Below are 26,725 nucleotides of genomic sequence, written 5' to 3' on the forward strand. Positions count from 1 at the left end.
AGAGGTACCTGAACATGAAGCACCTCTACGAGCTTGAAAAAATACAGGAATACGAAAAGGGATTGAAAAAGGCGAAGATGGACGTAGCCTAAATCTGATGTTGGGACAAACTATTTTTGCGAAAAAACCTTGACACTACCTTTTTTTGTGCGAACCGTTATGGAATGTTCCGGCTAATTCGAGACGTTTATGGATTGGAGAAATCGGTCAAATCGAAATTGTCGAGTTGAATTTTGATGATAGGGGATTCTGCTTCCCTGAATAAAAAAAAAGACCCGGATTTCATCCGGGTCTTTTTAGTAGCGGGGGCAGGACTTGAACGCTGCGACCTTTGGGTTATGAGCCCAACGAGCTACCAACTGCTCCACCCCGCGTCAAGCGGGTACTGTTACCAGTACAGCACCATATATAGTAATTATATTTTCCATTGTCAAGGGGAAATAGGGGATAAAGCTTTGATTTAGACGTATTTCTGCAGAATATGCTTCGATGATACAAAGTAATCGATGCCACTTGCGATTGTAACGAATGTAATCACGCCCATCACGATCTGCGGAAGTGCTTGCCAAACAGCCTTGAAGCCTTCGATTTGTTGAATTGGATCCAGGGCGCAGACAAGGATAGTCACAATGCCGATGCCCTGTAAAGCCGTTTTCCATTTGCCGCTGCGGCGAGCTGGCATAATCAATCCCTCTGCGGCGGCAAGAGTGCGGAGCGTTTCCACGCTGGCTTCACGGAAGTAAATCAGCGCCACCATCCATACCGGAGCGTAACCCGTAGCAATGAAGCACATAAAAATCGTCATGTTCGAAATCTTATCGCTGAACGGATCCAGGTATTTTCCGAGTGTCGAAACTTCTCCCCATTTGCGGGCGAGATGTCCGTCCAAGTAGTCGGTCAGCATAAAGCCCAGAACCATCACCAGAGCGAGAACCTTGAAAACGATATGGTTGTCTTCGTAATTCAAATTGTTGTCATAGAAGAACACCCAGAGGAAGAACGGAGTCAGCACAATGCGGGTCATCGTGAGCTGGCTTGCTATCGAGAGTGGCTTACGGTGCGCCGGGTCGCGATAGAACCAGTATAAAAATTCCACAGAAGCGGCGCTCATCAATAAAATGCTCGCGACCATGAAAATCTGCTGGTAACGTTCGAGTCCCAGGATGTACACGAGCATCGTCGCATTGATCGCCATCGCCGAAATTTTTGACCATACATGCCGACCAGGAACCTTTTTTCCTTCACGGATCACGGAAAGGCTAAGCAGGGAATGTGCAATCACGCGCCCGAATAAGCAGGCGCAGCCGACCGCGAGTAAAATTTCAAAATTTCGAAGTAAAACGCTCGTCATCACCGTAACCGAGAGAATGCCTTCGATGACATTCAACCACAGCTGATAATAAGGTTCTTCGAATTCCTGAACGCGAAGTTGCCAGTTGTTGAGCCAGGTAAGAATCAACACAGCCAACGTGATCATCGCAGCGGTATAGTTATGCTGAGTCCAAATGGTTGCAATCAGCGGAATAAAAAGGGCAGCTCTGAAAATCCGCCATGCACGACCGCGCAGGCGCAGGCTCAACAACTTCTTTTTAAGAGGCATTCGCTTCCTCCAGTAATTCCTTTGCGTGGGCAAGCGAGGTGGGGGACTTGGCGTCTCCGAGCATTCTCGCAATTTCCACGATTCTCTCATTATATGATAACAATTTCACATTTGAAATAGTACGGGATTCGCCATTTTCATGTTTTTCCACGGCCAAGTGTGACTGGGCTCGGCAAGCGACCTGCTGAAGGTGCGTAATGGCGAGTACCTGATGGTACTTTCCAATGTTGCGAAGGGCTTCTCCGACATTGTTGCCGATTTCACCGCTGATACCGGAGTCGACTTCGTCAAAGACGAGGACTGGAACATGATCCTGTTCAGCCATCACCGATTTAAAGGCGAGTAGCACACGGGAAAGTTCACCGCCCGAAACGGCTACACGGAGAGGTTTTTGGCCTTCGCCAAGGTTCGGAGCCATGCAGAATTCTACACGGTCCTTTCCGGTTGCGGAATAGGCTTCTTCGGTAATGTCCGTGTTGAAGGTCGCCTTGGGCATGCCGAGGGAATGCAGGACGTCGGCGACTTTTGCGTCGAGGGTTTGTTTCCCGGCTTTACGCTTTTCGGAAAGGGCGTTTGCGGCAACGGCGAGCCTTTCTTCGGCCTTCTGGATGTTCTTGCGAATTTCGGTAAGGTCTGCATCCAAATTTTCAAGGCTTTCAAGTTCTTGTTTACGGCGAACGTAAAGATCGATCAACCCCGCTTCATCGGTGCGGTACTTGCGCTTTAAACGCTGAATTTGCGCAAGGCGCGTGTTTGCGCGGTCAAGTTCTACCGGATCGAGTTCTGAAGATTCTTCAGCTTCACGCAGAGAATCTTCGATAAACGAAAGCGAGTCGTAGGCATCGCCGATCTTGACGGCCCAATTTTCCATTTCGGGAAGTTTGGACGAAAACTGACGCACCTTTGACTGGAAAACTTCGAACTGGGAAAGAAGGCCGTTTTCGCCGTCAAATAGCTTGCTCAGTTCTTCGATGGCGTGCATTTTCGCTTCGGACTTGGAAGCAGCAGAAGTCTTTTCTTCGAGTTCGGCTTCTTCACCTGCGCGGAGTTTTGCCTTTTCCAATTCATTTTTCTGGAAAGTCAAAAATTCCTTTTGTTCGGCGAGGTTGCGGGCGTTTTCTTCGGTCTTCTCAAGTTCTTCTTTGAGCTTGTTCCATGTGGACCAGGTTTCGCTGTAGGCAGCGAGTTCCGGTTCGCATGCGCAGTAATCGTCAAGAAGCTTGAGCTGGATGCGCAAATCGCGCAGCAGAAGCTGATCGCTTTGACCGTGCATCTGGATCAAGGTTTCGCCGAGGTCCTGGAGAGTTCCTTGTTTGATGATGACGCCGTTGACGCGGGTGCGATTTTTACCGCCCGAAAGGATTTCGCGCTGAATGATGAGTTCATCGTCTGCGTCGATTTCTTCCGCGGCAAGAATCTTCTTCGCTTCGGCATTGTCCGAAATATCGAAAGTCGCTTCGACTGTCGCTTTGTCGGCTCCGTGGCGAATCATCGCCGGGAGAGTCTTTCCGCCGACGACCACGCGCAAGGCGCCCATAAGGACGGATTTGCCTGCGCCGGTTTCGCCGGTGATGGCGGAGAAGCCCGTGCCAAATTGGACCTGGGTTTCTTCGATGAGAGCAAAATTACGGATCGTCAGCTGTTCTAGCATAAGTCCCGTTTTGAATTAGGCCTTGTCAAACTCAATGATACTACGATAGATCGGGCGACCTTCCAACCGATACTTCTTTTCAAAATTCGTCATGATCCCTTCCGTCGGAAGGGCCGTGTTACGTTCGATGATCTTGCAACCTTGGAAGTTGTCAAAGACTTCAAGTGCGACTGCGTTGTATTCCTTGTGATCCGTGCCCCAGTAGAAGATACGTTTGCCCGGTTTCAGAACACGGGCGACTTCCACGAGAAATTCTTCGCGGAGGAGACGGTTCTTGTGGTGGCGTTCTTTTGGCCACGGATCCGGGAAGTACATGTGGAATGCGTCCACGGTATTGCTCTGAACACGGTCGCGGAGAAAGTAGAAAACATCGCCGCGGAGCATGGCCGTATTGGCGTTAAGCTTGTTACGCATCATGCGGTCTGCCGCGTAACGCGCCCATGTCAAATCCCATTCGCTTCCCATGATGAAATAATCCGGGTGTTTTTTGCCATATTCCACGAGAAATCCGCCCTTGCCGGAACCGATTTCAATTTCGATGTGATCGTTGTGCATCGGGAAGATTTCCTTCCAATCCAGCGGATGCTTGTCCGGCTGGTTGTCTTCGGTCTGGATAGGTTTGCGCGTGCCCGGAATATGACGGTGAACAAAGTGCCACATGCAAGGCAAATCTTTGTCCTGGTTCAGGTCACGGTAAAATTCAGGAATGATGATTTCCTTCTTTGCCTTCGGGCTTTCTTCCATGTTTTCCATTTCGTTAGTCATGTTTACCTTAGATAAATGCGATAATCTTATCGCGGTAAGCTTCCGGGATCTTTTTCAGGATGGTTCCAAGAATGTGATCCGAAGAATATTTCATCGAAAAATGATTCAGCACGATGTGCTTGCACTGCATGGTCGGACCGTAGATTTCAAGGGCCTTGACGAGTTGTGCAATGTGCGTATGACCTTTTTTATCTGCCATCGATTCTTCACCGTCGTCGACAAACGTACATTCGGTAACCAGAACTTCGGAATTCCAAATTGCGGCGAGATCCGGATCGGTGAGGTTATCGCCGAGGCAGTCTCCCATAAACGTGATCAGCGGATCGAAAACTTCGCGGGTAATTTCGATGCCTTGCTTGCGAAGTTCAATAATTTGCGTGGTGTCATAGCCGAGGAATTCGTCTTTCAGCTTGTTCTTATGATTGTAAAGCGTGACGCCCATCGAAGGCAAAAAATTCTGACGGCCCACTTGAGTATGGCGCGTGCGGAACGCTTCGATCGAAAGATCCTTTCGGTATTTGAGAGGCACTTTTTCACCAGCCCTCATCGCGACGATTTCCGGGAGCTTAAAACGCTGCTCGGGAACACCTTCGAAGATGGCTTCGGAATGAATCCATTTTTCTGCTCCGGGGACGAGGTCTTCGGATATGTAATAAACCGAAGGCTTTTCGACGCCCATCATGCGACGTAAGCTGTGGTGCCGCATCAGGCAGCGACTGTGGTCGCCATGCGCATGGGTCAGGAATACGTGGTTGATGCCGATTGCGGAAACAGGGCATTCTCCCATGTCCACGCAAAAGTCGTATTCCGGAAGTTGAAGATAGGTGGCGAGTCCGGAAACAGAAAAGCCATGAATATTGACTTTTCCGACGTGATGACGGACTTGGCGTAAAGCGTTGTGCAGGGACCGGTTTTCTTGCATTTCGGGCTCAAAGATAGTAAGTTTTGAAAGGAGGCTGTTGTATGAAACATCGTCTTTTGAACTATATCTCGTATGTAGAAAGCGTCCTTGTGGGGGAGTCTACGCTCGAATCGGATGAAGCCGTCCGAAAGGATTTGATTTTACAGATTCAGTTCTTTCAACATGAACGATTGATCCATCTGCTTGTAACCCTTTTGTTTGCGCTCTTGTTTGTAGGCACGACCCTTTTCTTTACGGTTTACCCGACTCTTCCACTGCTTGTGCTGGATCTGCTTTTTTTGGTCCTGCTCGTTCCATATATTCGTCACTATTACATTTTAGAGAACGGCACTCAAAGACTCTACCATTTGCAAGATAAACTATGGAAACGAATCTTGGAAAAACGCAAAATTTCCGTATAAAATACCATCCGAAAAGAAAGATTTCGTTCATTTGTACGAAATTGCGTGTTGTACTGAAGCGTGCAGAATGCGTGACTATGAAAAATACTCTACATCGGTTTTTTGAAAGAAGAATGCGTATATTAAAAAGAAGAAGATAAGGAGTTCGTATGTTAATCGATTTTAGTCAGATTGAACCGGTAAGGGGACCGGGAATGAATCACGGGGCTGGAGAAATGACCGCACAAATGGTAATCCATTCTCTTGGTAGATTTGTCTTGAACCGGATCCATCCTTATGGATCGATAGGGATTCATGAACAAAAAAAAGGGGAAGAGATCAATTACGTTGTCTCGGGGACTGGGGTTGCTATTTGCGATGGGAAAGAGGAATTTCTCCATCCCGGTTGCTGTCACATTTGCCCGCAAGGTTCGATTCATACGATTGAAAATACGGGAATCGATGACCTGGTGCTGTTTACAGCGGTGATAGAAAAGTAAAGAATGGTTTGAATTTTCTTGCTTTTTCCCGAAAAAAGAGTAATTTTTGCGGAAGAAGCCCGTGTCGGGCTAAATTTTTCATTTCACATTTATAAGGAGTCTTGTTCCATGCGCGATTTGATTGAAAAACTGTTGCTGAAGGGTTATTCCGTTCTTTTTTCGATGGAAGGTGGTTTCCCGGTAATCCGTATCATCAAGGGTACGGACGCAGAACACCCGGTTAAAAGCTGTAGCATTGGTTCGGCGGATTTTCGCTCCTCGGTGGAAGACTCCCTGCAGTCCATGATCCTCGATCTGGAACGCCATCCGCAGTAATTCCGCGACGATTCTCTTAAAACTATTTTCTCTTTTTCTATATTTGGGCCCGTCAACGAACGAGGCCCATTTTGTCAATAAATCCAGAAATCGCCAAGCGTCGCACTTTCGCCATTGTCAGCCACCCTGACGCAGGTAAAACCACCATCACCGAAAAATTTCTTTGGTTCGGTAAAGTTATCCGTGAAGCGGGCCATGTCCGCGCTAAAGCTAACCGTAGCTATACGGTCAGTGACTGGATGAAGATCGAACAGGACCGCGGAATTTCCGTTTCGAGTTCTGTTTTGAATTTTCCCTTTGAAGGTTGCTGGTTCAACCTCGTCGATACACCGGGGCACCAAGACTTCTGCGAAGATACCTACCGCGCTTTGACCGCCGTGGACTCGGCGCTCGTTCTGATCGATAGCGTGAACGGTGTGGAAAAACAGACGATCAAACTCATGGATGTTTGCCGTATGCGCCACACCCCGATCATTACCTTTATCAACAAGATGGACTTGGATGGTCGTTCGGTTTTGGATTTGATCGACCAGATTGAATCTGTTTTAAAAATCAAGGCGATTCCATTTACCCTGCCGATCGGTGTCGGTAAACTTTTCAAGGGCGTGTATTGCATCGCCGACAATACGTTTAATGTTTATAATGCTCAGTCCGGTCACCAAGAAATTTTGCAGATGTCCGGTCCGGACGATCCGAAGCTTGTAGAACTTTGCGGAGAAAACTGGGTGAACCAGTTCCGTGAAGAATATGACGTGGTGACGGGCGGCATGGATCCGTTCAACCATGAACTTTTCTTGAAGGGTGAAATGTGCCCAGTGTTCTTCGGCAGTGCTGTGACGGGTTTTGGCGTGCGTCAGCTTTTGAATGCTTTTGCCGATCTCGCTCCGGCTCCGATGCCGCGTGAAACGGACAAGCGTACAGTGGATCCGAGTGAATCGGATTTTTCGGGCTTTGTCTTTAAGATTCAGGCAAACATGGACCCGAAACACCGTGACCGTACAGCGTTCATCCGCATTTGCTCGGGACAGTTTCAGCGCGGTGATAAGGTTTACCACGTCCGTTCCGAACGTGATGTGCGTTTAGCGGCTCCGACGGCATTCCTCGCCAAGGATAAGGAAGTGATTGATACGGCATGGGCTGGCGATATTGTCGGCATTAACGATCCGGGCCTTTTCCACATTGGCGATACGCTGACAAAGGGCGAAAAAATGAGTTTTTCAGGCATTCCGGATTTTGCACCGGAATATTTTGCCCGTGTAACGCTTTTGAATCCGCTCAAGTCGAAGCAGCTTGCAAAGGGATTGAAGGAATTGACGGAAGAAGGTGCAACGCAGTTATATCAACCGTTCAAATCTGCCATTCCGGTGATCGGTGTGGTCGGCGAACTGCAGTTCGATGTGCTCAAGTTCCGTTTGATGTCGGAATATGGTGCCGATGTTTCTCTGGATCGCATCCCTTCCTTCGGCGTCCGTTGGATCGTTGGGGATCCAGCTGAAGTCGAAAAGTTTGTGAACGATAACGGCGGCGATTGTATGCGTGATAAAGAAGAGCGTTTTGTCTGTCTCTTCCCGAACGAATATCGCTTGACGCTCGCAGTCAAGAACTATCCGGAATTAAAGTTTGTCGAAACATCTTTAGGGTAATCTATGCGAATACTTCCTTGGCTCTCGCTGTTTACTCTTGTCGCTTGCAGCGGAACATCTAAAGAGAATCTGTTACCGGTACAAGATTCGGCAACAGAGAAAACTTCCGCCGTGGATACTTTAGCCGTAGACTTTGCAGCAGTGGATTCGACTGCACTCGATACGGCTGCGGCTCTGGATTCCGTAAAGCCGGTGAAGGAAGATTCACCCGTTTTCGAAGTTTCGTTTTTCGCTATCGGAGATGTTCTCTTTCACACGCCGCTATTTAAAGCGTGCAAGGAAGATTCTTCTAAGTGCAATTACGATTACGTCTTTGCTCCGTGGAAAAAGGATATCCAGGCTGCAGACATTGCGATTGTGAATCAGGAAACAGTCTTTGTTCCGCGTTCGGAAGGCTACGCATCTTACCCGAGCTTTGGTTCTCCGGAAGAAATCGGCCTTGCGGAAATCGAAGCGGGCTTTGACATTGTGACCCATGCGACAAATCACACGATGGACCGTCGCGCTTCCGCAGTCGATTACACGATCGATTTTTGGACGGGAAAATCGGCAAAGGCTTTGGGAATTCATAAGACCCAGGCTGGGCAGGATTCTGTTTTCACTCTCGACAAGAAAGGTATTCGTTTTTCGTTTGTGAATTTTACCTACGGCCTGAACGGACAAAAACTTCCGGCGGATAGACCGTATCTGGTGGACCTTTTGGATTCGAACGGGGATTGGGTAGAAATGGTTCGGAAAGCGGAAGCCGCAGCCGAAGTCACCGTTGCCTTTATGCACTTTGGAACGGAATACGTGGAACTGCCGACTGCAGAAGCAAGGGCTTATGCGGAACAGGCGATCGATGCCGGTGCCGATATCCTTGTTTGTACGCATCCGCATGTGATTGAGCCTTATGGCATCTATACGACGAAAGCAGGGAACCGCGCTCTCGTGTACTGGTCGCTTGGCAACTTTGTTTCGAACCAACAGGATATTTCGACCAATCTGGGTGGGGTAGCGAAGTTCGCCGTGCGTAAGGTCGTGAAGGGCGATTCATCCCGTTTGGAAGTTTCTTCTGCGATCTTTGAAGGATCCGTCACTCAGCAAGAAGTGGGGAACTATCACGCGATTCCTCTTGTCGCTTATTCGGATTCTTTGGCAGAACATCACTTGTTAAAGGCGAAAAAGCCTGAGCTTTCCCTGAAAGCGTTTGAAGAACTTTTCCAAAAAAATTTAGAGAACGCTCCGAAGTGCAACACAGAAGATCCTGCAAATGTTTTACCTCTCGAAATCGTGAATTTATCTGCAAAAGGATTCCGCAAAACAGCTGCCCCGTAATGATTTCGATAGAACAGGCAAAGCGGGCCTCTATTTAGGTTTGAATATATAAAAGGAGTCAAAAAGAAATGAAATCCGTACCTATTACACTCCTCGCCGGTTACCTTGGAGCCGGCAAGACGACGCTTCTCAATCACGTTTTGAATAACCAGCAGGGTTATCATGTGGCGGTGATTGTGAACGATATCGGCGAAGTGAATATTGATCAGACCCTGATTGAAAAGGGCGGCAAAATTGAACAGAAGGATTCCGTTGTTCCGCTTTCGAACGGTTGCATTTGCTGCACGCTCAAAACGGACCTTTTGGAACAGCTTGCCCAAATTCTCGAACAGGGCAAGTTTGACTATATCTTGATAGAAGCAAGCGGCATTTGCGAACCGCTTCCGATTGCGCAGACGATTACGCTCATGGGCTCGAAGCTTAAGGGACTCGATGGTCAGAATCTTCCATGCCATTTGGATGGCATCATCTCTGTGGTGGACGTTCTTCGTCTCGCAACAGAATTCGGCGGGGGAGATAAGCTGCTTGAAGAAGATAGGGAAGAAGAAGATCTGGCAAGCCTTCTCGTTCAGCAGATCGAATTCTGTAACACGATTGTTTTGAACAAAGTCGACACGATCTCCGCAGAAGAACTGAAGCATGTGAAGGCTGTTGTCCGCGCACTCCAGCCGGAAGCCAAGATGATCGAAACGAACTTCGGCAAGGTCGATATCCAGGACATTCTTGATACGAAGCTTTTCAACTTCGAAAAGGTTTCTTCTTCTGCATCCTGGATTCAGCAACTCAACAATCCTGAAGAAGAGGAAGAAGGGGAAGCTCTCGAATACGGTATCGGCACGTTCGTTTACAAGGCTCGTCGCCCGTTCTCCCGTGCAAAGCTCGAAGCGTTCCTCGACAATTATCCGAACAGCATTATCCGAGCCAAGGGCATTATGTGGTTCGACGATGACCGCTCTTACTCATATATCTTCGAACAGGCCGGCAAGGACGCTAGCGCCCGCTGTCTTGGCCGTTGGATCGCTTCCTTAAAGCCGAGCGAACAGGAAGTCGCTCTGAAGGAAGAACCGGACGTGAAGAAAATGTGGGATGAAAAGTACGGCGACCGTGAAATTCGTCTCGTCTTCATCGGTCAGAAGATGGACCGCAAGGAAATCTGCGACAAGCTCGACAATTGCCTTGGCGAATAAGCTTCTAAAAGAATCCCGGAAAACTCTCCGGGATTTCTTTTTTATTTATAGTTTACATAATGCGCATTATCGGACATTTACGTCCGGAGCCATCACGAAAATGGCTTCTCTTGTCTCCGGGGCCAGCCGAGCCGTGCGCATCGTTGGTCGGGCCGCGGCGCCTTTTGACGATTTTCGGGCAAAATGGCGCTTTTCAACGAAAACGTCCCGATCCGTTTTCAATTATCTTTACCCTATGATTTTCCAGAAACTCGCACTCTTTTTGACTCTTGCAACGACGACTTTTACCTTTCTTTCGGGCTGTGCTGCGTCCCGAAAGGTTCAAGCGGCAAACATTTTAACCAAATGCAAGCTGGAAGTCATTGGAGCGAGTTATGACTCCGTACGTGTCGACTTGGACAAGTTTATTGGTGATCAGCCGAAAAATTCGATTTTACCGAATCCCAAAGCAATCTTGCTCGTTCAGAACATTGCCAAAGGTAACATTCCCGACAGCCTTGGGACCCTTTATTTTGCGATTCAGGTGAACGTGAAAAACGGTTCGGAAGACTCGCTTTGGCTGCGTTCTGCCAAGGGTATAATCTCGTTTGATTCCCAAGTGGAACTTCCGATCGAGTTTCAGGATTCCGCATTTGCGATTGTACCGGGATCTTCTAAAATGGAACTTCACACGCATTTGAATATCGATATGAATGCGCTCAAGATCCTTGCGGCGGATACTATCCGCATTTCTGGCGATTTTGAATTCTCCCTTACGCCAAACGGCGAACTCGTCCATTTTGCTGTGGATGAAAAGAAGCCCGTACAGCCGGAAGAAAGAACCGCCTTTATCGATCAGGCCAAAAATGCGGTCCTTTCTTCGATTATTGACGCTTGGTCTTCGAAACTCCAGTAATTTTTTTAATATCTTTTGAACGTGAAAAATTTATTCCGCACTTCCCTGCTTTTGATTATCTGGCTCGCGGCTTCCGCTTCGGCGTTGGATCGCATTTGGGATACGCGTTACACGTTCGGACCTGAATTTTTAGTTCGCGATCGTACATCGCTTGGTGCGGGCTTTTATACAAATTACCAGGAAGACGGCTACTTGCCGATCAATGCCCAGCTTGCCATTAACGATTTCTGGGAAGTCGGTGCCAAGCTTTTGTTTGATTCTGAAGACGACATGGAAAGCGTCCAATCTTACGTAGATGTGGGCGCTAAGTACCGTATCATGGAATATTCAACAATCGGTGCGGATTTCTTGATCGGTATCGGCAATAAGCGCGGTGCGGGTCTTGTCTTCTCCTATACATCGCTTCATCCGATGTCCCGTATTTTTTCGACGCTTTATGAAGCCCGCTTGGGATTCTTTGACCGTATCGTGAGCGATGGCGGTCTTGCGGAATTTGCCTTGGGAGTCACTCCACAGTTTAAATTTACGCCGGCATTGATTGCGATGATTGGCATTGAATCTTCCGGCAGTTTGGGAAACATCTTGGATGACTTCATGGTGGATATAGTCCCCCGTGTGCAAATCGGCATTCTCCCCTATTTCCATGTGATGACCGAACTTTCGATCGGCATTATGCAAGAAAAGAATAACGACCGAATGCGACTCGGCGCTTACGGGATTATCGAATTTTAAGCGTTTACGCGTTCCAGAGTTGAACGCATCTTCTTAACGAACCCGCTTTTAGGAATTGGTGACGTAGCATAAAGAGAATGCGCTGTATCTTGGATTTGCTTTCTAAATGGGCGAATTCTTGCAAGATTTTTAATTCCCCCGCTTTCAGTTCTTGCTCAAAATATTTGGCAAAGAATTCAGCGTATTGCATAGAACGCTTTATGTCGTCAGACTGATGTTTTAAACGTTCGAAGATATGCTTGCGACTGGTGATGTCTTGGACGCCGACCGTATTCTTGTCATGATGACGGTACAGAGAAAGGGCTTTACGCACAAAGTAAATTTTGCCGAATATAGCCGCTGTCGTCGCAAGGAAGGCGTCGTGCATGGGAATCTTCGAAAGGTTTTGCCATAAAAGATCCGGATTCTTGAGAACGTAATTTTTTAACGCCTGATTGAAAAGCGTGACGCAGCCCGAAACATTGTTCTGCATAAAATAAAAGTGCGCAGGAGCTGCATCGTTCGGCAAATTTTCGGCATTCAAAAAGGAATGTGCCAAAAACCGACCGTCCGAAGTGATAATCTTCATGTCCGAAAACAGTAATGTTGGCAAGGCCTGTTTCGCGTTGCTCAGATTGCGATACCTTTCATAAAGACTTTGTACGTGATCCGGCATCCAAAGATCGTCCTGATCTGCCAAAAGATATAAATCGGAATCGACGTTTTGCATCAGATAGAAAAAATTCGAACAGGCTCCCCTTCCACGCGTGTTGGGCGGCAACAAGAATATCTTTGCCGGGAACTGGCGGGCAAAATCTTCAAGAATTTCTGGCGTTGAATCGGTGGATCCGTCATCGGAAATGTAGATGGATATTTGGGGTCCAATCTGCGCTAAAATGGAATCGAGCTGTTCGCGCAAATACGAAGCTCCGTTGAAGGTCGCCATTAAAACACAAATTCGAAGGTTGAATTCCATTTTTTCCATTTGAAGCTTTTCCTCAAAATAATTTAAAAACAAAAAGGCCGAAACAAACGTTCGACCTTTTTGTTTTTAGGAATTCACGATGAATTTATTTGACGATAAATTCACCATTTTGGAAGTCAATCGTGCAAGGCACTTCGGGCTTAACTTCACCAGCGATAATCGCATGCGAAAGCTTGCGCTCCACTTCGCGTTCGAGGAATCGCTGAATCGGTCTTGCACCGAATTCCGGGTTGTACGACTTGTCTGCGATCGCCTGCAATGCCGCATCCGAAGCGTTCACGATGTAACCTTCACGAGCCGCACGCTTAGCGAGATCCTTGAACTTAAGCCCCGTGATCGAAAGAATCTGATCCTTCGAAAGGCTCTTGAACACAAGAACTTCGTCCAAACGGTTCAAGAATTCCGGCCTAAAGAATCCCTTCAATCGAGGCATCACGTCGTCAATCGAAACATCCTTTTCCGGATTATTCATGAACAGATCCGAGCCCAAGTTAGAAGTCATCAGAATCAGCGTATTCTTGAAGTTCACCGTTCTGCCCTTGCCATCGGTCAAACGACCGTCGTCAAGCACCTGGAGCAAGGCGTTGAATACATCCGGGTGCGCCTTTTCGACTTCATCCAGAAGCACCACGGAATAAGGCTTGGTACGGACCGCTTCCGTCAGCTGACCGCCTTCTTCGTAGCCCACATATCCCGGAGGGGCACCGATCAAACGGGCAACGGAATGCTTCTCCATGTATTCGCTCATGTCGATTCGAACAATCGCGTTTTCGCTGTCGAAAAGTTCCTGTGCAAGAGCCTTGGCAAGTTCCGTTTTGCCGACACCTGTCGGGCCGAGGAAAAGGAAGCTTCCCACCGGAGCATTTTCTCTCGAAAGTCCGCTGCGGTTTCTCAGAATGGCCTCTGCGACAGAAGAAACGGCAACGTCCTGACCGACGACACGTTCGTGCAAACGTTCGTCCAAGTGCAAAAGCTTTGCACGTTCCGATTCGCGGAGACGTGTGACCGGAATGCCTGTCCAACGGCTGACCACTTGAGAAATCGTCTCTTCATTGACTTCTTCGGTCAGTTCGCCTTCGCGGGCCGCTTTCTGCGCCTTGGCTTCGAGGTCTGCCACATCTTTTTCGAGCTTCAGAATGGTGTTGTACTTGAGTTCTGCGGCACGGTTCAAGTCGTAGCGGGCTTCCGCCTGTTCCATTTCTTCATGAGCCTTGTGCAGGCGCTCTTTTGCATCCTTCAGTTCGTTGAACTTGGCGCGCTTTTCTTGCCATCTTGCCTGCATGGCGGAGACAGCTGCGGAAGTCGTTTTGAGTTCATCCTGGAGTTCCGCTAAACGCTTTTTGCTCTTGTCGTCCGATTCCTTGGCCAAAGCCTTTTCTTCAATCTTCAGCTGCAATTCCTTGCGTTGCAGATTGTCCAAGTCTTCGGGTACGGTATCGAGCTGGGTCTTGACCATGCTCGCCGCTTCATCGATCAGGTCAATCGCCTTATCGGGAAGGAAACGGTCTGCAATGTAGCGGCTCGAAAGCTTTACCGCCGCCACGAGAGCGTTGTCGTGAATGCGCACGCCGTGATGACTTTCAAAACTTTCCTTGACGCCGCGCAAAATGGAAATGGCTTCGTCTTCGGTCGGTTCAAAAACGGTGACCGGCTGGAATCGACGTTCAAGCGCGGCATCTTTTTCGATGTAACGGCGGTATTCCTGTGTCGTCGTGGCTCCAATGCAATGCAACTCTCCACGGGCGAGTTTCGGCTTCAGCATATTGCCGAGGTCCATGCTGCCTTCGGTCTTACCAGCACCGACAATCGTGTGCAGTTCATCGATAAAGAGAAGCGTATTGCCGTCTTCTTCAAGAGCGGTCAGTACATTTTTCAAACGTTCTTCAAAGTCGCCACGGTACTTTGCACCTGCCATCAAAGCGGACAAATCAAGCGAAAAAAGCTTCTTTCCCTTCAACGCGTCGGGAACGTCCCCCTTGAAGATTCGCATGGCAAGCCCTTCGACAATCGCGGTCTTACCGACGCCAGGTTCCCCGACGAGAACTGGATTGTTCTTCGTCTTTCTCGAAAGAATCAGAATCACACGGCGAATTTCTTCTTCACGACCGATCACCGGATCCAATTTCCCTTCTTCAGCCAAAGAGACCAATTCCCTGCCGTAAAGCTTTAACGGGGATTCTTCTTCGGCGACAGCAGCGGCGCTCATCGGATCGGAAAGCCAGGTTTCCACGACTTCCGCACTGCCAAGGGCGTCTTCAAAAATTTTGGCTACACGGCGTTCCTGTGCAAAACGCATCAAGGAAACGAGCATATCGCTCGGACTTGCCGCCTGGGATGTCTTACGGCCGGCCTGGATAGCCGCCCTCAGCACACGGGAAAGATCTTCATCCGGGCGGCCTGCGTCCGGGTTCACTTCCATGAGCTTGGGAACGGAATCGAGGAACGGGGCAAGCTTTGCCTGCATTTCCTTGATGTTTGCCTTTTTGGCACGGTATAGATTTTTCAAACGGGCATCCGGAGCTTCGAGAAGCCCGTGAGCAAGATGCACCACTCCCAGATAGGAATGGGACTTCTTGTCCATCAGTTCCTGCGCTTTGGCAAGAACCTTTTCCGAATCATTCGTAAAATCAGCCATTTTTACCTCCTTGCCGGAGCTATTCCGGCAGGCTTTATTTTTGTCGTTTTCCTAAAAGCAAAATGTGTGCCATTCTAAAAAAGGCTTAAATTTCTTAAATTTCGCCACTTTTCTGTATTGCGTTTTATTTTGAAACGGTCGTTATCCGCTTTGTTTTGGAAAGGAATGGCAAAAACAAAATTCTTGCCTTTTTTACTCGGAATCATCGTCTAACTTGGAGTATTTTTCTAGATTTCACTAGGTCTAATTAACAAACGGCGCCTAAAAAACGCCACAACAATCAATCAGAGGTAAAAAAATGGCAGTTTCTTACAAGGAACTCGGCTTGGTCAACACCAAGGAAATGTTTGCTAAGGCCGTCAAGGGTGGCTACGCTATCCCGGCTTTCAACTTCAACACCATGGAACAGATGCAGGCCATCGTGCAAGCCGCCGTTGAAACCAAGTCTCCGGTGATCATGCAGGTCTCTAAGGGTGCTCGTAACTACGCTAACGGCACCATCCTCCGCTACATGGCTCAGGGTGCTGTTGAATATGCCAAGGAACTCGGCTGCGCAAATCCGCAGATCGTGCTCCACCTCGACCACGGCGACTCTTTCGAACTCTGCAAGGACTGCATCGACAACGGTTTCTCTTCCGTGATGATCGACGGTTCTGCTCTTCCGTACGAAGAAAACATCGCCCTCTCCAAGAAGGTTGTTGAATACGCTCACGCTCACGATGTGACCGTCGAAGCTGAACTCGGCGTGCTCGCCGGTGTTGAAGACGAAGTGGCTTCTGAAGTTTCTCACTACACGAAGCCGGAAGAAGTGATCGACTTCTCTACCCGTACCGGTTGCGACTCCCTCGCTATCTCCATCGGTACTTCTCACGGTGCTTACAAGTTCAAGCCGGAACAGTGCACTCGCAATGCTCAGGGCAAGCTCGTTCCGCCTCCTCTCGCATTCGACGTTCTCCACGAAATCGAAAAGAAGCTCCCGGGCTTCCCGATCGTTCTCCATGGTTCTTCTTCTGTCCCGCAGGACGAAGTCGACACCATCAACGCCCACGGCGGCCGTCTCCCGGACGCAGTTGGCATTCCTGAAGAACAGCTCCGCGAAGCTTCCCGCTCCGCTGTCTGCAAGATCAACATCGACTCTGACAGCCGTCTCGCTATGACTGCCGCAATCCGTAAGTATTTCGACGAACATCCGGAACACTTCGACCCGCGTCAGTACCTGAAGCCGGCTCGTGAAAACATGAAGAAGATGTACATCCACAAGATCGTGAATGTGCTCGGCTCCGACAACAAGCTTTAATCGAGTCTTGTCGTCCTAATGGTTGCAAAACCTGGGACTTAGCGAAAAGCTTAAAAACCGCACGGTGTATGCCGCGCGGTTTTTTGTATATAAATTCAGAATGTTCCCATTTTATACTTTATCAGTAAAGAGCAGGAATTTTCTATGGATGATGTGAAAAAAATTTGCCCCCATTGCGGCGCCGAGCTGAAAGACGACGCCACGTTCTGCCCCCATTGCGGAAGCGACAAGGATACCGGCTGGAAGGAAGGCGCGGAGTCCGCGGACCTGGAACTTCCCGATTACGATGAAATCGTCGAGAATGAATTTGGCCAAAAGAAAAAAAATTCTTCTCGGATTGCGTCGGCAATTATCGGCGGAATTTTAGCCGTTGTTTTGTTGATCGTGTTTACCGGGATCGTCTAAACACGAAAATTCATTCTATTTGAGCGTAAAGGCGCATTAGAGCGTCTTTTTTAATTCGGCAACTACAGATTCCGCCCTTTCGAAATCAAAGTCTTCTACAGCGGTTTTGAGCTGTTTAATGAGGTTCATCCGTTCTTCATCGTAGCGGATGTGTTCAATTAGCTGTAAAGCGGCTCGACAGCCTGCAGGAACTGCATCCTGAATCGACGGTTCGATGGTTTTAAGCATTTTCTGCAACTTTGCCATCGCTTTCGGATCTTCTACAAGCTTTTCTTCACGCTCTCCAAGGGCTTCTGCCGCAAGCGGAATCGCTTTACGCAAGCGTTCGATCAGCTTTTGAAGCAGGTCGGTGAGCTTTGCCCACGGAGTAAGCGGAAGTTCCTCTTTTTTCGAAGTAATCGTGTATTCCAGTTTCGCGGAGTGTTCCTGCAGCTGCATACAGCCAATGGTCCCTGCAATACCTTTTAAGGTATGTGCCATACGGGCCGCAGAGATAAAGTCTTCCGCTTGGATGAATGCCTGGATTTTGGCAATATAGCCGTCAAAATCATCGACAAAGCGACGGATCACTTTTAGATAAATCGCCTTGCTGCCTGCGGAACGGTACAGCCCGAGTTCCGCATCAAAGTTCGGAATTTTGTCAAAGGCGACAAGGAACGGATCTTTGGTAATGCTGACATCTCCCTTGAGCGATTCCAAGGAAGTCTTGTCGTTCACCTGTTCAAGCCAATTCGAAAGTTCTCCGTAAAATTCTTTCGGGTCGATCGGTTTTGTGATATGAGCGTTTAAGCCTGCTGCAAGACTTTTTTCCTTATCTCCGCGCAAAGCTCGTGCGCTCATGGCGATAATCGGCAGGGAATTCTTTTTAGAGTCTTGTAATGCACGGATCTGCTTAGTAGCTTCGAAGCCATCCATCACAGGCATCTGTAGGTCCATTAGAATCAAGGAGTAATCGTTCTTTTGAACAGCGGCCACACCTTCTTCGCCGTTGTTTGCAATGTCGGTCATGAGCCCGACGCGGTTCAAAAGTTCAATCGCGAGTTCTTGGTTCAGGGCGTTATCTTCAACGAGCAAAATTTTGGCCGGCTTAAAGTGAAAATTCTTTTGAGCTTTGGCTTTTTGATTCTTGCTTTCTTCGACGACGCGAAGCCCGAGGGCTTCTTCCAAGGTCTTCTGCAGGTCTTCGACAAGGAAAGGCTTTGGCAGGTAACGCTTGAAACCCGTTTCAATCGCTTCTTTCAAATGTGCTTCATCGTTCAGTTTGGAAATGGCGACCAGCGGTGGAACATCCAATTCAGAATTTTGCATCTGTTTCACCAAGGCGACAGCCCCGATTTCGGTCAGCGTCCAGGCGAGAACAATCGCGTCATAAGGATTATCCTTACTGGACTTGAATAGATCGAAGGCTTTTTCTGCGGAATTTGCAAAGTCCGCTTGCACGTGCATCGTCTTAGCCATTTTTTCAAGAATCGAAAGAGAGGCTTCATTGCTTTCGGCGATTAAAATGCGCTTATTCTGGAGAGGCGAAATTCCCTTCGAGACAGGACGATCCACAACGTCGAAGGTCGCGGTAAAAAAGAAGTCGCTTCCCTTCCCCGCTTCGCTCCTCACCTGCAGTTCACCGCCCATCAGTTCGACAAGAGAATGGGAAATGGCAAGGCCTAGGCCCGTTCCGCCGTACTTGCGGGTCGTGGAACAGTCTGCCTGCGAGAACATGTGGAAGAGCTTTCCAGACTGTTCTGGAGTCATGCCGATACCCGAGTCGCTGACACAGGTGTAAATTGTCGCCTTAGAATTTTCGAGCTTCTTCAACTCCATCTTCAGCACAACTTGTCCTTTCTCCGTGAATTTTTCGGCATTGTTGATCAGGTTCGTCAAAATCTGCGAAAGGTGCAGTGGATCGCCGAAAATACGTTTCGGAATTCGTGAGTCGATATCGGCTAAAAGTTCAATCGGCTTACCGGTAATGCGCACCACCGCAATAGAGAGAACGTTCGAAATAGTTTCACGAATGGCAAATGGAATGTGTTCCATGTCTTGCTTTTTTGCTTCGATCTTCGAATAGTCAAGAACGTTATTGATAATGCCCAGGAGCGATTTTGCCGCATAAGAAATACGGCCTAGGTAATGTTCCTGTCGCGGAGAAAGATCGGTAGAAAGGGCGAGGTCCGACATACCGATAATCGCATTCATCGGCGTGCGGATTTCGTGACTCATGTTAGCAAGGAATTCGCTCTTCGCCTTGGTTGCATCCTTGGCTTCCTGTTCCGCTTTGATAATCGGCGTGATGTCCGTGATGAAGATTAGGTAGCCGATGCTGCTCAAATCCTTGGAGAGCAAAACGGTTCCTTGTCCGCGGCACCAGATCTGCGTTCCGTTACGCGTCGGAAGTTCAAAGTTTGCACTCCAGCGCGTTCCGTTTTCAATAGCGGCGAGAGGCATTTCCAAAATCTTCTGCGGAATGCCGATGTCGGTCAGTTCATCATAAGGCTTGCCGATCAATTCCGAGGTTTTTATATCCAAGACATCTTCAATCCGTTTGGACACGTAGGAAATTTTTAAATCACTGTCGAAAATGATAATCGTATTCTGCGACGACGCCATGATGGAATCCAGAATGGAATCCTTGCGGACCGCCGAGGTTTCATCGGAAACCAGGAACAGATAACGGACCGAAGCGTCGTCTTCAATCAAAAGGTTAAACGAAATGTTCAGCCAAACGATATGGCCGTCTTTTTGCTGCACCACGATCTGCGTCTGCCCAATTTCACTTGTCTGCGGCGCGGCCTGCTTTTGAGAATTCAAAACAAAGTCTTTGAATTCCGGATTTGGGATGATGTCCCAAAGATTTTTGCCTTGAAGGCTTTGCCAATCCGCATCTCCTGTAACGGTTGCAATACTCGAACTGGCACGCAGGACCTGGAATTGGTTATCCGTTAAAATCAGCGAAAAATATTTACTGCTGAGAATCGCATCGAAAAGGGTGCTCGAATTGACGCTGTCGGTAAGATCCTTGGAAATCATTCGACGAAAGAGAATCTTGCTCGCAATCGATGTAATGATCAGAAGGAATAGAATACAGCCTCCTGCAAAGACCATGAAGTTCCAACTTTTTTTGTTCAGGAGGGCTTCAGTTTTACTCTGCGGAATGATGTAAACGAGGTGCAACGGAACTTTATTTAGCGGCGCAATCATCGCCGTGTACTGTCGACCATGATCATCTTTGAATTGAAAACTGGATACCGCAGAACTGGCGAGCGAGTCGATGTTGTAATGTTCTTTCGCAGGCCTAAAAAGCGCGTAGATACTGTCGAGGGTAATTTCTCCGAGACTTGTCTGGTACGGGAAATAGGTGTAGATGCTGTCGGTTTCACTGTTGACGAGCATCGTGATTCCCCCGCTTTCCTTGGACAGCAGAGAAAAGGACGAACGAAAGTCGTTGACATCGATGTCTTCGGCGATGACGCCCTGAATACGGTTTCGATTTTTCCAGATAGGAAGGGAAATCGTTAAAACGCGGCGTTCTGCTCCGTAGTTGATGGTGGGGCCGGAATAAGCAAGACCCTTATTGCGGCTCGGTTCCAAATACCAAGACTTTGTTCTGAATTCAAAATGTTCGGGATCGCGTTTTAAATTGCGGGCGCTGACAAAATATCCATCTGCACCGCCGTAATAGATGTCAACGTTGTTCAGTTTTTTTTGTTCGGAAAGGAGAGTCGATCTTAAATTGGACGGAAGACTGTGAGCGATACGCTTGTGAAATTTAGTAAAAGGGGCCGTATAAGTGTTGATCTTCTGTTCAAAGGATTGAGAAATCTGCTGCAAGGTTTTGCTCGATTCCTTATAGGCCGTTTCGAATAAAAAGGACCGCATATAGGAAGTAAAAGCGATGAAGCAGAGAATCATCGCTATCAACGTAGGCAGAGTATAAACCCAAATGATGCGAGAACTGAGCTCGCGCTTTCTCTTTCCTTGACCCATTACTCTCCAAACGACTTATAAATTTTAGGGAGTTCATTCTCGAAAGTGTCAAAGGCTTTGACAACGTCGGGATCAAAATGCTTTCCGCTTCCTTCGTGAATAATGCGGAGAGATTCTTCATGAGGAATCGCATCTTTATAGACACGTTTAGAAACGAGAGCATCGTAAACATCGGCAACTGCCATGATGCGGGCGCAGAGAGGAATTTCTTTTCCAGAAATTCCAGTCGGATAACCCGAACCGTCCCATTTTTCATGATGAAATTTGGCAATGTTTGCCGCAATCACGACCATCGGATTGTTATTCAGTTCCTGCGTTGCAGAAAGAAGAACCTGATAGCCGAGAATGGTATGCTTCTTCATTTGTTCGCGCTCCGCATCGGTCAGCGGACCAGGCTTACGAAGAATGCCGTCAGTAATACCGACCTTGCCGATATCGTGGAGCGGAGCCGCGATCGCATATTCGTCGACGATTTCTTCGTTCGGAAGCTCTGCCTTGAATTCGTCCATTTGACTCATCGCATGCGCGAGTTTTCGCACCACGAGCTGAGTTCTGCGCAAATGCGTTCCCGTTTCATTGTCGCGGAATTCTGCAAGGGCGCCCAAACTGGTGAGCATCACCTGCAACGTCTTTTGCAAATCTGTGGTTTTTTGTGACAGTTCACTTGTGCGTTCAGCGACAAGATCCGAAAGATGATCGCGATAAAATTTACGCTCCAGCTGATTGCGGATGCGCAGTTTTAAAAGACCTTGGTTGAAAGGTTTTGCGATGTAATCGTCCGCTCCTAGGGAAAGCCCCTTCATTTCGCTTTCGCTTTCGGCTTGGGCGGTCAAGAAAATAACTGGGACATCTTTGCAACTCGGAATTTCCCGTAAGCGACGGAAGGTTTCATAACCGTCCATTTCGGGCATCATCACGTCGAGCAGAATCAAATCAGGAACACTACGCTTGACAAGCTCCAATGCTCTTTTTCCGCTGAGTGCGACATGAATGCTATAATTTTCCTGTGCGAGTGCCCCTTCCAACACCTCGATGTTTGGCTTGGTATCGTCAACAACTAGAATTTGAGGCATCCGTTCTTCCATATAAGAATAATCTATTCTGTTTTATCCGATTTGAACAAAAAAGCACAAAAAGATTGTTCTAATATGGAATATATGATGTTGGACTATAGGTCTTTAATGACCATGATGCCGCTGCGTTCGATCTTTGGGAACGGCTGCATGCCTTCACCGCCCTTACCCTTGTCGAGAATATCCAACAGTTCTCCCGAAGAAGAGTACAGATGGAGTTCCCATGGACCAGCCGGAGCGTTAAAGTAACCGGAATTCTTCTGCACGTTGCGCTGGAAGCTACAGTTGAGACGGTCCGTCACGCTACGCGCCTGTACAAGGGAAACGTCCGAAAGCGTCCAACCGACCGGGCTTGCGCCCATGTCGAAAACCAGGACCGCATTTTCGTCCGTCGGCTCCTTCATCGTGAACTTCCAGCTAAAGTCCTGCCAGCTGGTAGAAAGGTCGAGGAAACGTCCGTTGGCATACGGTACATATTCCGTTGTCGCACGCTTGATGTCTACATTCAATGTACGCGGTTTGTCTGCCTTGGCGCGCATGCTGAAAACGTAGGTAATCCCGTTGCGAAGCGGCAAAGACTGCTTGAACTGCAAATTCCAAGTTTCTTTTCCTGCTTCCTGAATCGAGAAGTGCAACGTGCCGTTCTGGATGTCTGTTTTCGCTTTGCCGCCCCAAAAGTCTGCGGTCCAGTTTTCAAGACCATCCGAGAAGTCGCTGTTGCTGACCAGATTGCGACCGCGGTCCAAAATGCCCGTGCTGAAATCTTCGTTCTGGATAAAGTTCGGAATCACGCTCGTATTCTGAATGCCGAGCGGACTGTCGACGCAAACTTCCTTGCCCCAGCTGACGAGAGTGTTGTAAGAGCTATGGGTCGTCATGTCCATTTCCGGACTGTCAAGGTTGCCCGGGCCCCAGCTCCAAGCAAGCCATCCGATGTCTAAACGTTCCGCTTCCGCCATAATGAATTTGTACGGAATTTCGCGGGCGCCGTTTACAGCGACCGGTGCAAATTCACCGATCATCAGCGGAATGTTCTTTTCAACGGATTCTTCAAGAACGCCCGTGACGCGATCCTGAACAGTTTCATATCCTGTCGCTTTCGGATCGTGTAGTTCGGACGGCCACCACATGTGGATGTCAAAAATCAAATTGTGTTCCGGGTCAACCGAAAGGAGCCTTTCGCCCTGGCCCAAAATGTTGTTCGGATTCTTTCCCCAGTCATCGGCGTCGATAATCAGCGGAACGCGAATGCCTGCGGCACGCATACGGGTAACTGCCGAAGAATAGGCTTCAAAGAATTCTTCCCCGCTCTCGATTTCACCGCCGACTTCGTTGCCGATATTCACCAAAAGATATTCCTGGTGATTGCGAATCAGTTGCAGGGATTCTTCGCGAGTCCAGTAATTGACGAGTTCCGGCAAACGATTCCAACGACCCGTAGCGTCGTGAAGTTCTACAATAGGAATCATGCCGTTCGTGATGCTTTCATCGACCAAGCGGTACAGATCCGCGATTCGACCATGCATGTTCCAAACGATACGGACGCAGTTCGCACCCGTCTTTGCAATTTCAGGAATGGATTTTCCTTCGCGATCCGTCCAGATGAACATGTGGTTGATGCCGCGCAGAATAACCTTTTCGTTATCCTTCGTATAAAGAAAACGCCCTTGAACAAAAAATCCCGGTTTCGAATTGCTGACCTGTTCCATTGGTAACCTTCAAATAGAAATGATTTCCCTCTCAAAATAAGAAAATAAACAAAAGGCAAGGTAAAATTCCCTTGCCTTTTGTGTAAAACTTAGCTGCAAATCCACTTAGTTCTGCGAACGGGTGTCGAATGCGTACTTTTCTTTGTAGTAGCTGAGCATTTCGTCCGCATTGCGGAAAGCACCGCTGCGAACGGCGCTGCGCACTTCAGGATCGGTGCGTACCATCTTGCGAAGACGGGAATCCACGTCGCGGAAGAAAAGGTCGTTCGAAGCCTGGTCAATATTCTGCTGATTGTAGTTCAAGTGGTAACGGCGTTCAAGCATTTGGAACAATTCCGTCTGGCACTGATTTTCAGGAGGATTCTTTGCGAGAATCGGTTCGTAGCACTGGGAAATGTATGACTTCTTCAGGTCCACGATCATATTGTCGATTTTCGGGATGTTACGGCTAGTGTCGTTGTGCGTTGCAACTTCTGCAGTAGGTATACGGGTAGACGAACAGGCTGCTGCGAAAATAGCCAAACTAGCAATAGCGAGTGAACGAATTGTCATGAATACTCCTCTTGTATCACTTTCCCAGCCGCATGTAAAGTTACCAAATTCCCCGCCAAAAGTAAGGGTAAATTTGTAATATTTCACTTACTCCTTCTGGATAGAGAAGTACCAAGTGATTGGGTTCACAATTGTATATCGGATATTTCCTAAGCGCTTTTTGCCGTTTTTGTTGACAAAGCCTGTCACTAGGTGAACATGCGGTCCTGTCGTATGGCCCGTTGTGCCTACCGTTGCAACAGGATCCCCTTGCATCACATTTTGTCCATCTAGATACAAAAGCTGATCGCAGTGCATAAAAAGCACTACGTGCTTCTTGTCTGCGATTCCGATGACGATACCTCCGCGTTCATCTTGGAATGTCCAAGCCTTTCCGCTGAAAGGCGCGAGAATACGTGCGCCAGAACGGCTTGCAACGTCCCATGCCGGATGCAAACGGACGCCGGGAGTCGCTTTCGGGTGATAGAGTTCCGTCACATAGGCGACAGAATCGGCGATCATCTTGGTGAAATATTTCCAAGCCGGAGCAATGGAATCGTAAGACGGATTCGTGATGTTATCTGGAATAGAAAAACGGATCGAAGTCCCTTGTGGCGGAATATGCAGACGATCCTTTTTCCAGGAATCCTTGGAAAATCCGTTCTTGTCCAATGTCTCGCTCACATAAGAACCTAAGGTGGATTCATTTGTGACAACTGCGGTAAAGCGGCCTACCGCATAACGGGCGATGCGTTCAAAGGATTCCGTCCCGTTGAAGGTGTAATCAAAATAAGGCGCATCCGAATACATCGCCATTTCCGACTTCATATTGCGCATCATCGAAGGCAGCGAAACGAGCTTAGACGGCACCACAAAAGGGATGATCACCGCAATGACGCACAAAGGAATAAAGAATTTACGGAAAAGTTTTGGAAATCCGACGAGCTTATTTTCGCGCAGAATACGAATCTCTAGAAGCGCTTGAAAAGTCGATGCTGCTGTTTTCGGGCTTGCTTCTACATCTTCTGCCGAAAGGAACGGCTTAATGATGGATTTCGCAATGTGATCTTTTAAGTAGCGGAACTTTTTCTGCTGAGGCTTGGGGGCGATCCACCAGAAAAAGCTCGGGTCAAAAGGACCCAAGGCGTCTAAGTCAGAAAGAACCTCGGAGTCTATCCCTTCTCCGTTTGCAGACAAAAGAATCGTCATGCGCATAGAGCACAAGAGCTTGCCCGCTTCTTCGTCGATTCCTTTTTTGAAAAGGACAAAAATCGTTTTGACACCTGTGGCCTGTTTTTCCCGGAGCTTCAGCAGAAAATTTCGCGCGGAGCCTTCGATCGAAGAATATTCGACAAAAAGAAAAGGCGCATTCCCGCACAGGGAATGCGCAAACTCTTCTAACGATTTTTGGACATTGCAAGACTTCGAAGCGATGATTCCGATGAAAGAACCTCGGGCAATCAGCGAATCGAGAACCTTGCGTTGCATGTACCCGAAAAATTAGACAGCGGCCGTCTTCTTGGTCGGAACCTTGCAAGCACAACGCGGATAGCTGTGCATCTGAGGGGGAGCGGCAACGAACTTGTCGATCAATGTGTAAAGTTCTTCGGAAGAAGCGTTCGGCGTAACGATCATTTCCTGACCGCGGAGTGCGCTACGGCCCTTGAGCGGTTCAAAACGTCGTGCGCGGCTCACAACAGCGAGCGGAACGGTTTCGAGAACTGGAAGCAGTCCAAAATAACGGAACAAGCTGAAGTTCTTCTGCCAGGTGAAGCGTTCAACGAGAAGACCAAAGGTGTTCTCCGGGAAGCCCTTTGCTTGCAGGAATGCTTCACCAGACATGGTTACCAGTTCGTGATTTGTGGGAAAGTTATTGACGAAAGCGGCATAATCACCCTTGAGGTAAATGTCGTCGCAAAGGAAAACAAATTTCATAGAAGTCCCATTGTTGAACAAATTTTTGCTTAAAATAGATAAAATTCGCTTTTTTGTCATCGAAAAGCGGATTTGGAGGTCTTTCCTCATTTTTTCTTAGCAAGTTTTTTTGCTGAAATGAAATTCGGCAGCACACCCCCACTCTTTGTAATTTGTTGTAGCTCAATGACTTAAATCTAAAAATATGCGAAATTTTTAAAAATTTCGCTATTTTGTGTCATTTTTTTGTCTAGAAATTGTGAATTTTCTTCAAAGAAATCAGTCCATATTTCGTAATAAAAACTTTAT

22 protein-coding genes and 1 tRNA gene are annotated in these 26,725 nt (G+C 48.1%); 10 read left to right on the forward strand and 13 right to left on the reverse strand.

Translation table 11 applies throughout. From position 1 onward, the window contains the following. Positions 1 to 300: 300 nt before the first annotated feature. From MR847_RS09045 to MR847_RS09065, 5 genes are all read right to left on the reverse strand, one after another. Positions 301 to 374: transfer RNA gene (locus MR847_RS09045), tRNA-Met, on the reverse strand. Positions 375 to 460: 86 nt separating this feature from the next. Continuing rightward, on the reverse strand, positions 461 to 1,600 hold the full coding sequence (gene pgsA, locus MR847_RS09050; protein WP_100426552.1) for a CDP-diacylglycerol--glycerol-3-phosphate 3-phosphatidyltransferase: 1,140 nt from the start codon (positions 1,598 to 1,600) through the stop codon (positions 461 to 463). Then, positions 1,590 to 3,251, reverse strand: coding sequence for a DNA repair protein RecN (gene recN / locus MR847_RS09055; protein ID WP_106520297.1), 1,662 nt, complete (start codon positions 3,249 to 3,251; stop codon positions 1,590 to 1,592). The genes pgsA and recN overlap by 11 nt, the downstream gene beginning before the upstream one ends. Before the next feature lie 15 nt (positions 3,252 to 3,266). Then, entirely contained in the window at positions 3,267 to 4,016 is a 750-nt protein-coding gene (trmB, locus tag MR847_RS09060; protein WP_100426554.1) for a tRNA (guanine(46)-N(7))-methyltransferase TrmB, read from the reverse strand. Between the two features lie 7 nt (positions 4,017 to 4,023). After that, complete coding sequence (locus tag MR847_RS09065; protein ID WP_287723579.1) at positions 4,024 to 4,938, reverse strand: MBL fold metallo-hydrolase; 915 nt, start codon at positions 4,936 to 4,938, stop codon at positions 4,024 to 4,026. Between the two features lie 41 nt (positions 4,939 to 4,979). Between MR847_RS09065 and MR847_RS09070 the strand changes: the two genes are divergently transcribed. The 8 genes from MR847_RS09070 to MR847_RS09105 all read left to right on the forward strand — a co-directional run bounded on the left by MR847_RS09070 (position 4,980) and on the right by MR847_RS09105 (position 11,907). Continuing rightward, a complete protein-coding gene (locus tag MR847_RS09070) occupies positions 4,980 to 5,339 on the forward strand; it encodes a hypothetical protein (RefSeq protein ID WP_287723580.1) in 360 nt (119 codons plus the stop codon). A gap of 149 nt (positions 5,340 to 5,488) precedes the next feature. Beyond that, on the forward strand, positions 5,489 to 5,818 hold the full coding sequence (locus MR847_RS09075; RefSeq protein ID WP_100426557.1) for a cupin domain-containing protein: 330 nt from the start codon (positions 5,489 to 5,491) through the stop codon (positions 5,816 to 5,818). Between the two features lie 108 nt (positions 5,819 to 5,926). Continuing rightward, positions 5,927 to 6,133 carry a hypothetical protein gene (locus MR847_RS09080; RefSeq protein ID WP_100426869.1) on the forward strand — a complete coding sequence of 69 codons (207 nt, stop codon included), beginning with the start codon at positions 5,927 to 5,929 and terminating at the stop codon, positions 6,131 to 6,133. Positions 6,134 to 6,210: 77 nt separating this feature from the next. Further along, a complete protein-coding gene (locus MR847_RS09085; protein WP_106520299.1) occupies positions 6,211 to 7,776 on the forward strand; it encodes a peptide chain release factor 3 in 1,566 nt (521 codons plus the stop codon). Between the two features lie 3 nt (positions 7,777 to 7,779). Next, positions 7,780 to 9,093 carry a CapA family protein gene (locus MR847_RS09090; RefSeq protein ID WP_287723582.1) on the forward strand — a complete coding sequence of 438 codons (1,314 nt, stop codon included), beginning with the start codon at positions 7,780 to 7,782 and terminating at the stop codon, positions 9,091 to 9,093. 68 nt (positions 9,094 to 9,161) lie between these two features. After that, positions 9,162 to 10,280, forward strand: a complete 1,119-nt coding sequence (locus tag MR847_RS09095) for a CobW family GTP-binding protein (protein WP_287723583.1) — start codon at positions 9,162 to 9,164, stop codon at positions 10,278 to 10,280. Positions 10,281 to 10,515: 235 nt separating this feature from the next. Further along, positions 10,516 to 11,175, forward strand: coding sequence for a hypothetical protein (locus MR847_RS09100; RefSeq protein WP_287723584.1), 660 nt, complete (start codon positions 10,516 to 10,518; stop codon positions 11,173 to 11,175). A gap of 21 nt (positions 11,176 to 11,196) precedes the next feature. Further along, positions 11,197 to 11,907, forward strand: coding sequence for a hypothetical protein (locus MR847_RS09105; RefSeq protein WP_146139545.1), 711 nt, complete (start codon positions 11,197 to 11,199; stop codon positions 11,905 to 11,907). Between the two features lie 4 nt (positions 11,908 to 11,911). Here MR847_RS09105 and MR847_RS09110 read toward each other — a convergent pair whose 3' ends face one another. Next, positions 11,912 to 12,871, reverse strand: coding sequence for a glycosyltransferase family 2 protein (locus tag MR847_RS09110; protein ID WP_287723585.1), 960 nt, complete (start codon positions 12,869 to 12,871; stop codon positions 11,912 to 11,914). Between the two features lie 85 nt (positions 12,872 to 12,956). Continuing rightward, positions 12,957 to 15,506 (reverse strand): ATP-dependent Clp protease ATP-binding subunit, encoded by a 2,550-nt coding sequence (locus tag MR847_RS09115; protein ID WP_287723586.1) that lies wholly within the window; start codon positions 15,504 to 15,506, stop codon positions 12,957 to 12,959. Positions 15,507 to 15,804: 298 nt separating this feature from the next. Here MR847_RS09115 and MR847_RS09120 point away from each other — a divergent pair, with 298 nt between their 5' ends. After that, on the forward strand, positions 15,805 to 16,803 hold the full coding sequence (locus tag MR847_RS09120; RefSeq protein ID WP_100426564.1) for a class II fructose-bisphosphate aldolase: 999 nt from the start codon (positions 15,805 to 15,807) through the stop codon (positions 16,801 to 16,803). 144 nt (positions 16,804 to 16,947) lie between these two features. Continuing rightward, entirely contained in the window at positions 16,948 to 17,208 is a 261-nt protein-coding gene (locus MR847_RS09125; protein WP_287723587.1) for a zinc-ribbon domain-containing protein, read from the forward strand. A gap of 36 nt (positions 17,209 to 17,244) precedes the next feature. Here the strand turns inward: MR847_RS09125 and MR847_RS09130 are convergent, their stop codons facing one another. The 6 genes from MR847_RS09130 to MR847_RS09155 all read right to left on the reverse strand — a co-directional run bounded on the left by MR847_RS09130 (position 17,245) and on the right by MR847_RS09155 (position 26,437). Beyond that, the gene (locus MR847_RS09130) at positions 17,245 to 21,189 is read right to left on the reverse strand and encodes a response regulator (RefSeq protein ID WP_287723588.1); all 3,945 of its coding nucleotides are present in this window, start codon (positions 21,187 to 21,189) and stop codon (positions 17,245 to 17,247) included. Further along, entirely contained in the window at positions 21,189 to 22,262 is a 1,074-nt protein-coding gene (locus MR847_RS09135) for an HD domain-containing phosphohydrolase (protein WP_241899565.1), read from the reverse strand. Before MR847_RS09135 ends, MR847_RS09130 begins: the two co-directional genes overlap by 1 nt. A 95-nt stretch (positions 22,263 to 22,357) precedes the next feature. Further along, positions 22,358 to 23,971, reverse strand: a complete 1,614-nt coding sequence (locus tag MR847_RS09140; RefSeq protein WP_100426568.1) for a cellulase family glycosylhydrolase — start codon at positions 23,969 to 23,971, stop codon at positions 22,358 to 22,360. Between the two features lie 105 nt (positions 23,972 to 24,076). Then, positions 24,077 to 24,523, reverse strand: coding sequence for a hypothetical protein (locus tag MR847_RS09145; protein ID WP_100426569.1), 447 nt, complete (start codon positions 24,521 to 24,523; stop codon positions 24,077 to 24,079). A gap of 87 nt (positions 24,524 to 24,610) precedes the next feature. Then, positions 24,611 to 25,990, reverse strand: a complete 1,380-nt coding sequence (locus MR847_RS09150) for a M23 family metallopeptidase (RefSeq protein ID WP_287723589.1) — start codon at positions 25,988 to 25,990, stop codon at positions 24,611 to 24,613. 12 nt (positions 25,991 to 26,002) lie between these two features. Further along, positions 26,003 to 26,437, reverse strand: coding sequence for a hypothetical protein (locus tag MR847_RS09155; RefSeq protein WP_146139543.1), 435 nt, complete (start codon positions 26,435 to 26,437; stop codon positions 26,003 to 26,005). Positions 26,438 to 26,725: the final 288 nt, after the last annotated feature.

The sequence above is a fragment of the Hallerella sp. genome (assembly GCF_022776125.1).
Classification (GTDB): domain Bacteria; phylum Fibrobacterota; class Fibrobacteria; order Fibrobacterales; family Fibrobacteraceae; genus Hallerella; species Hallerella succinigenes.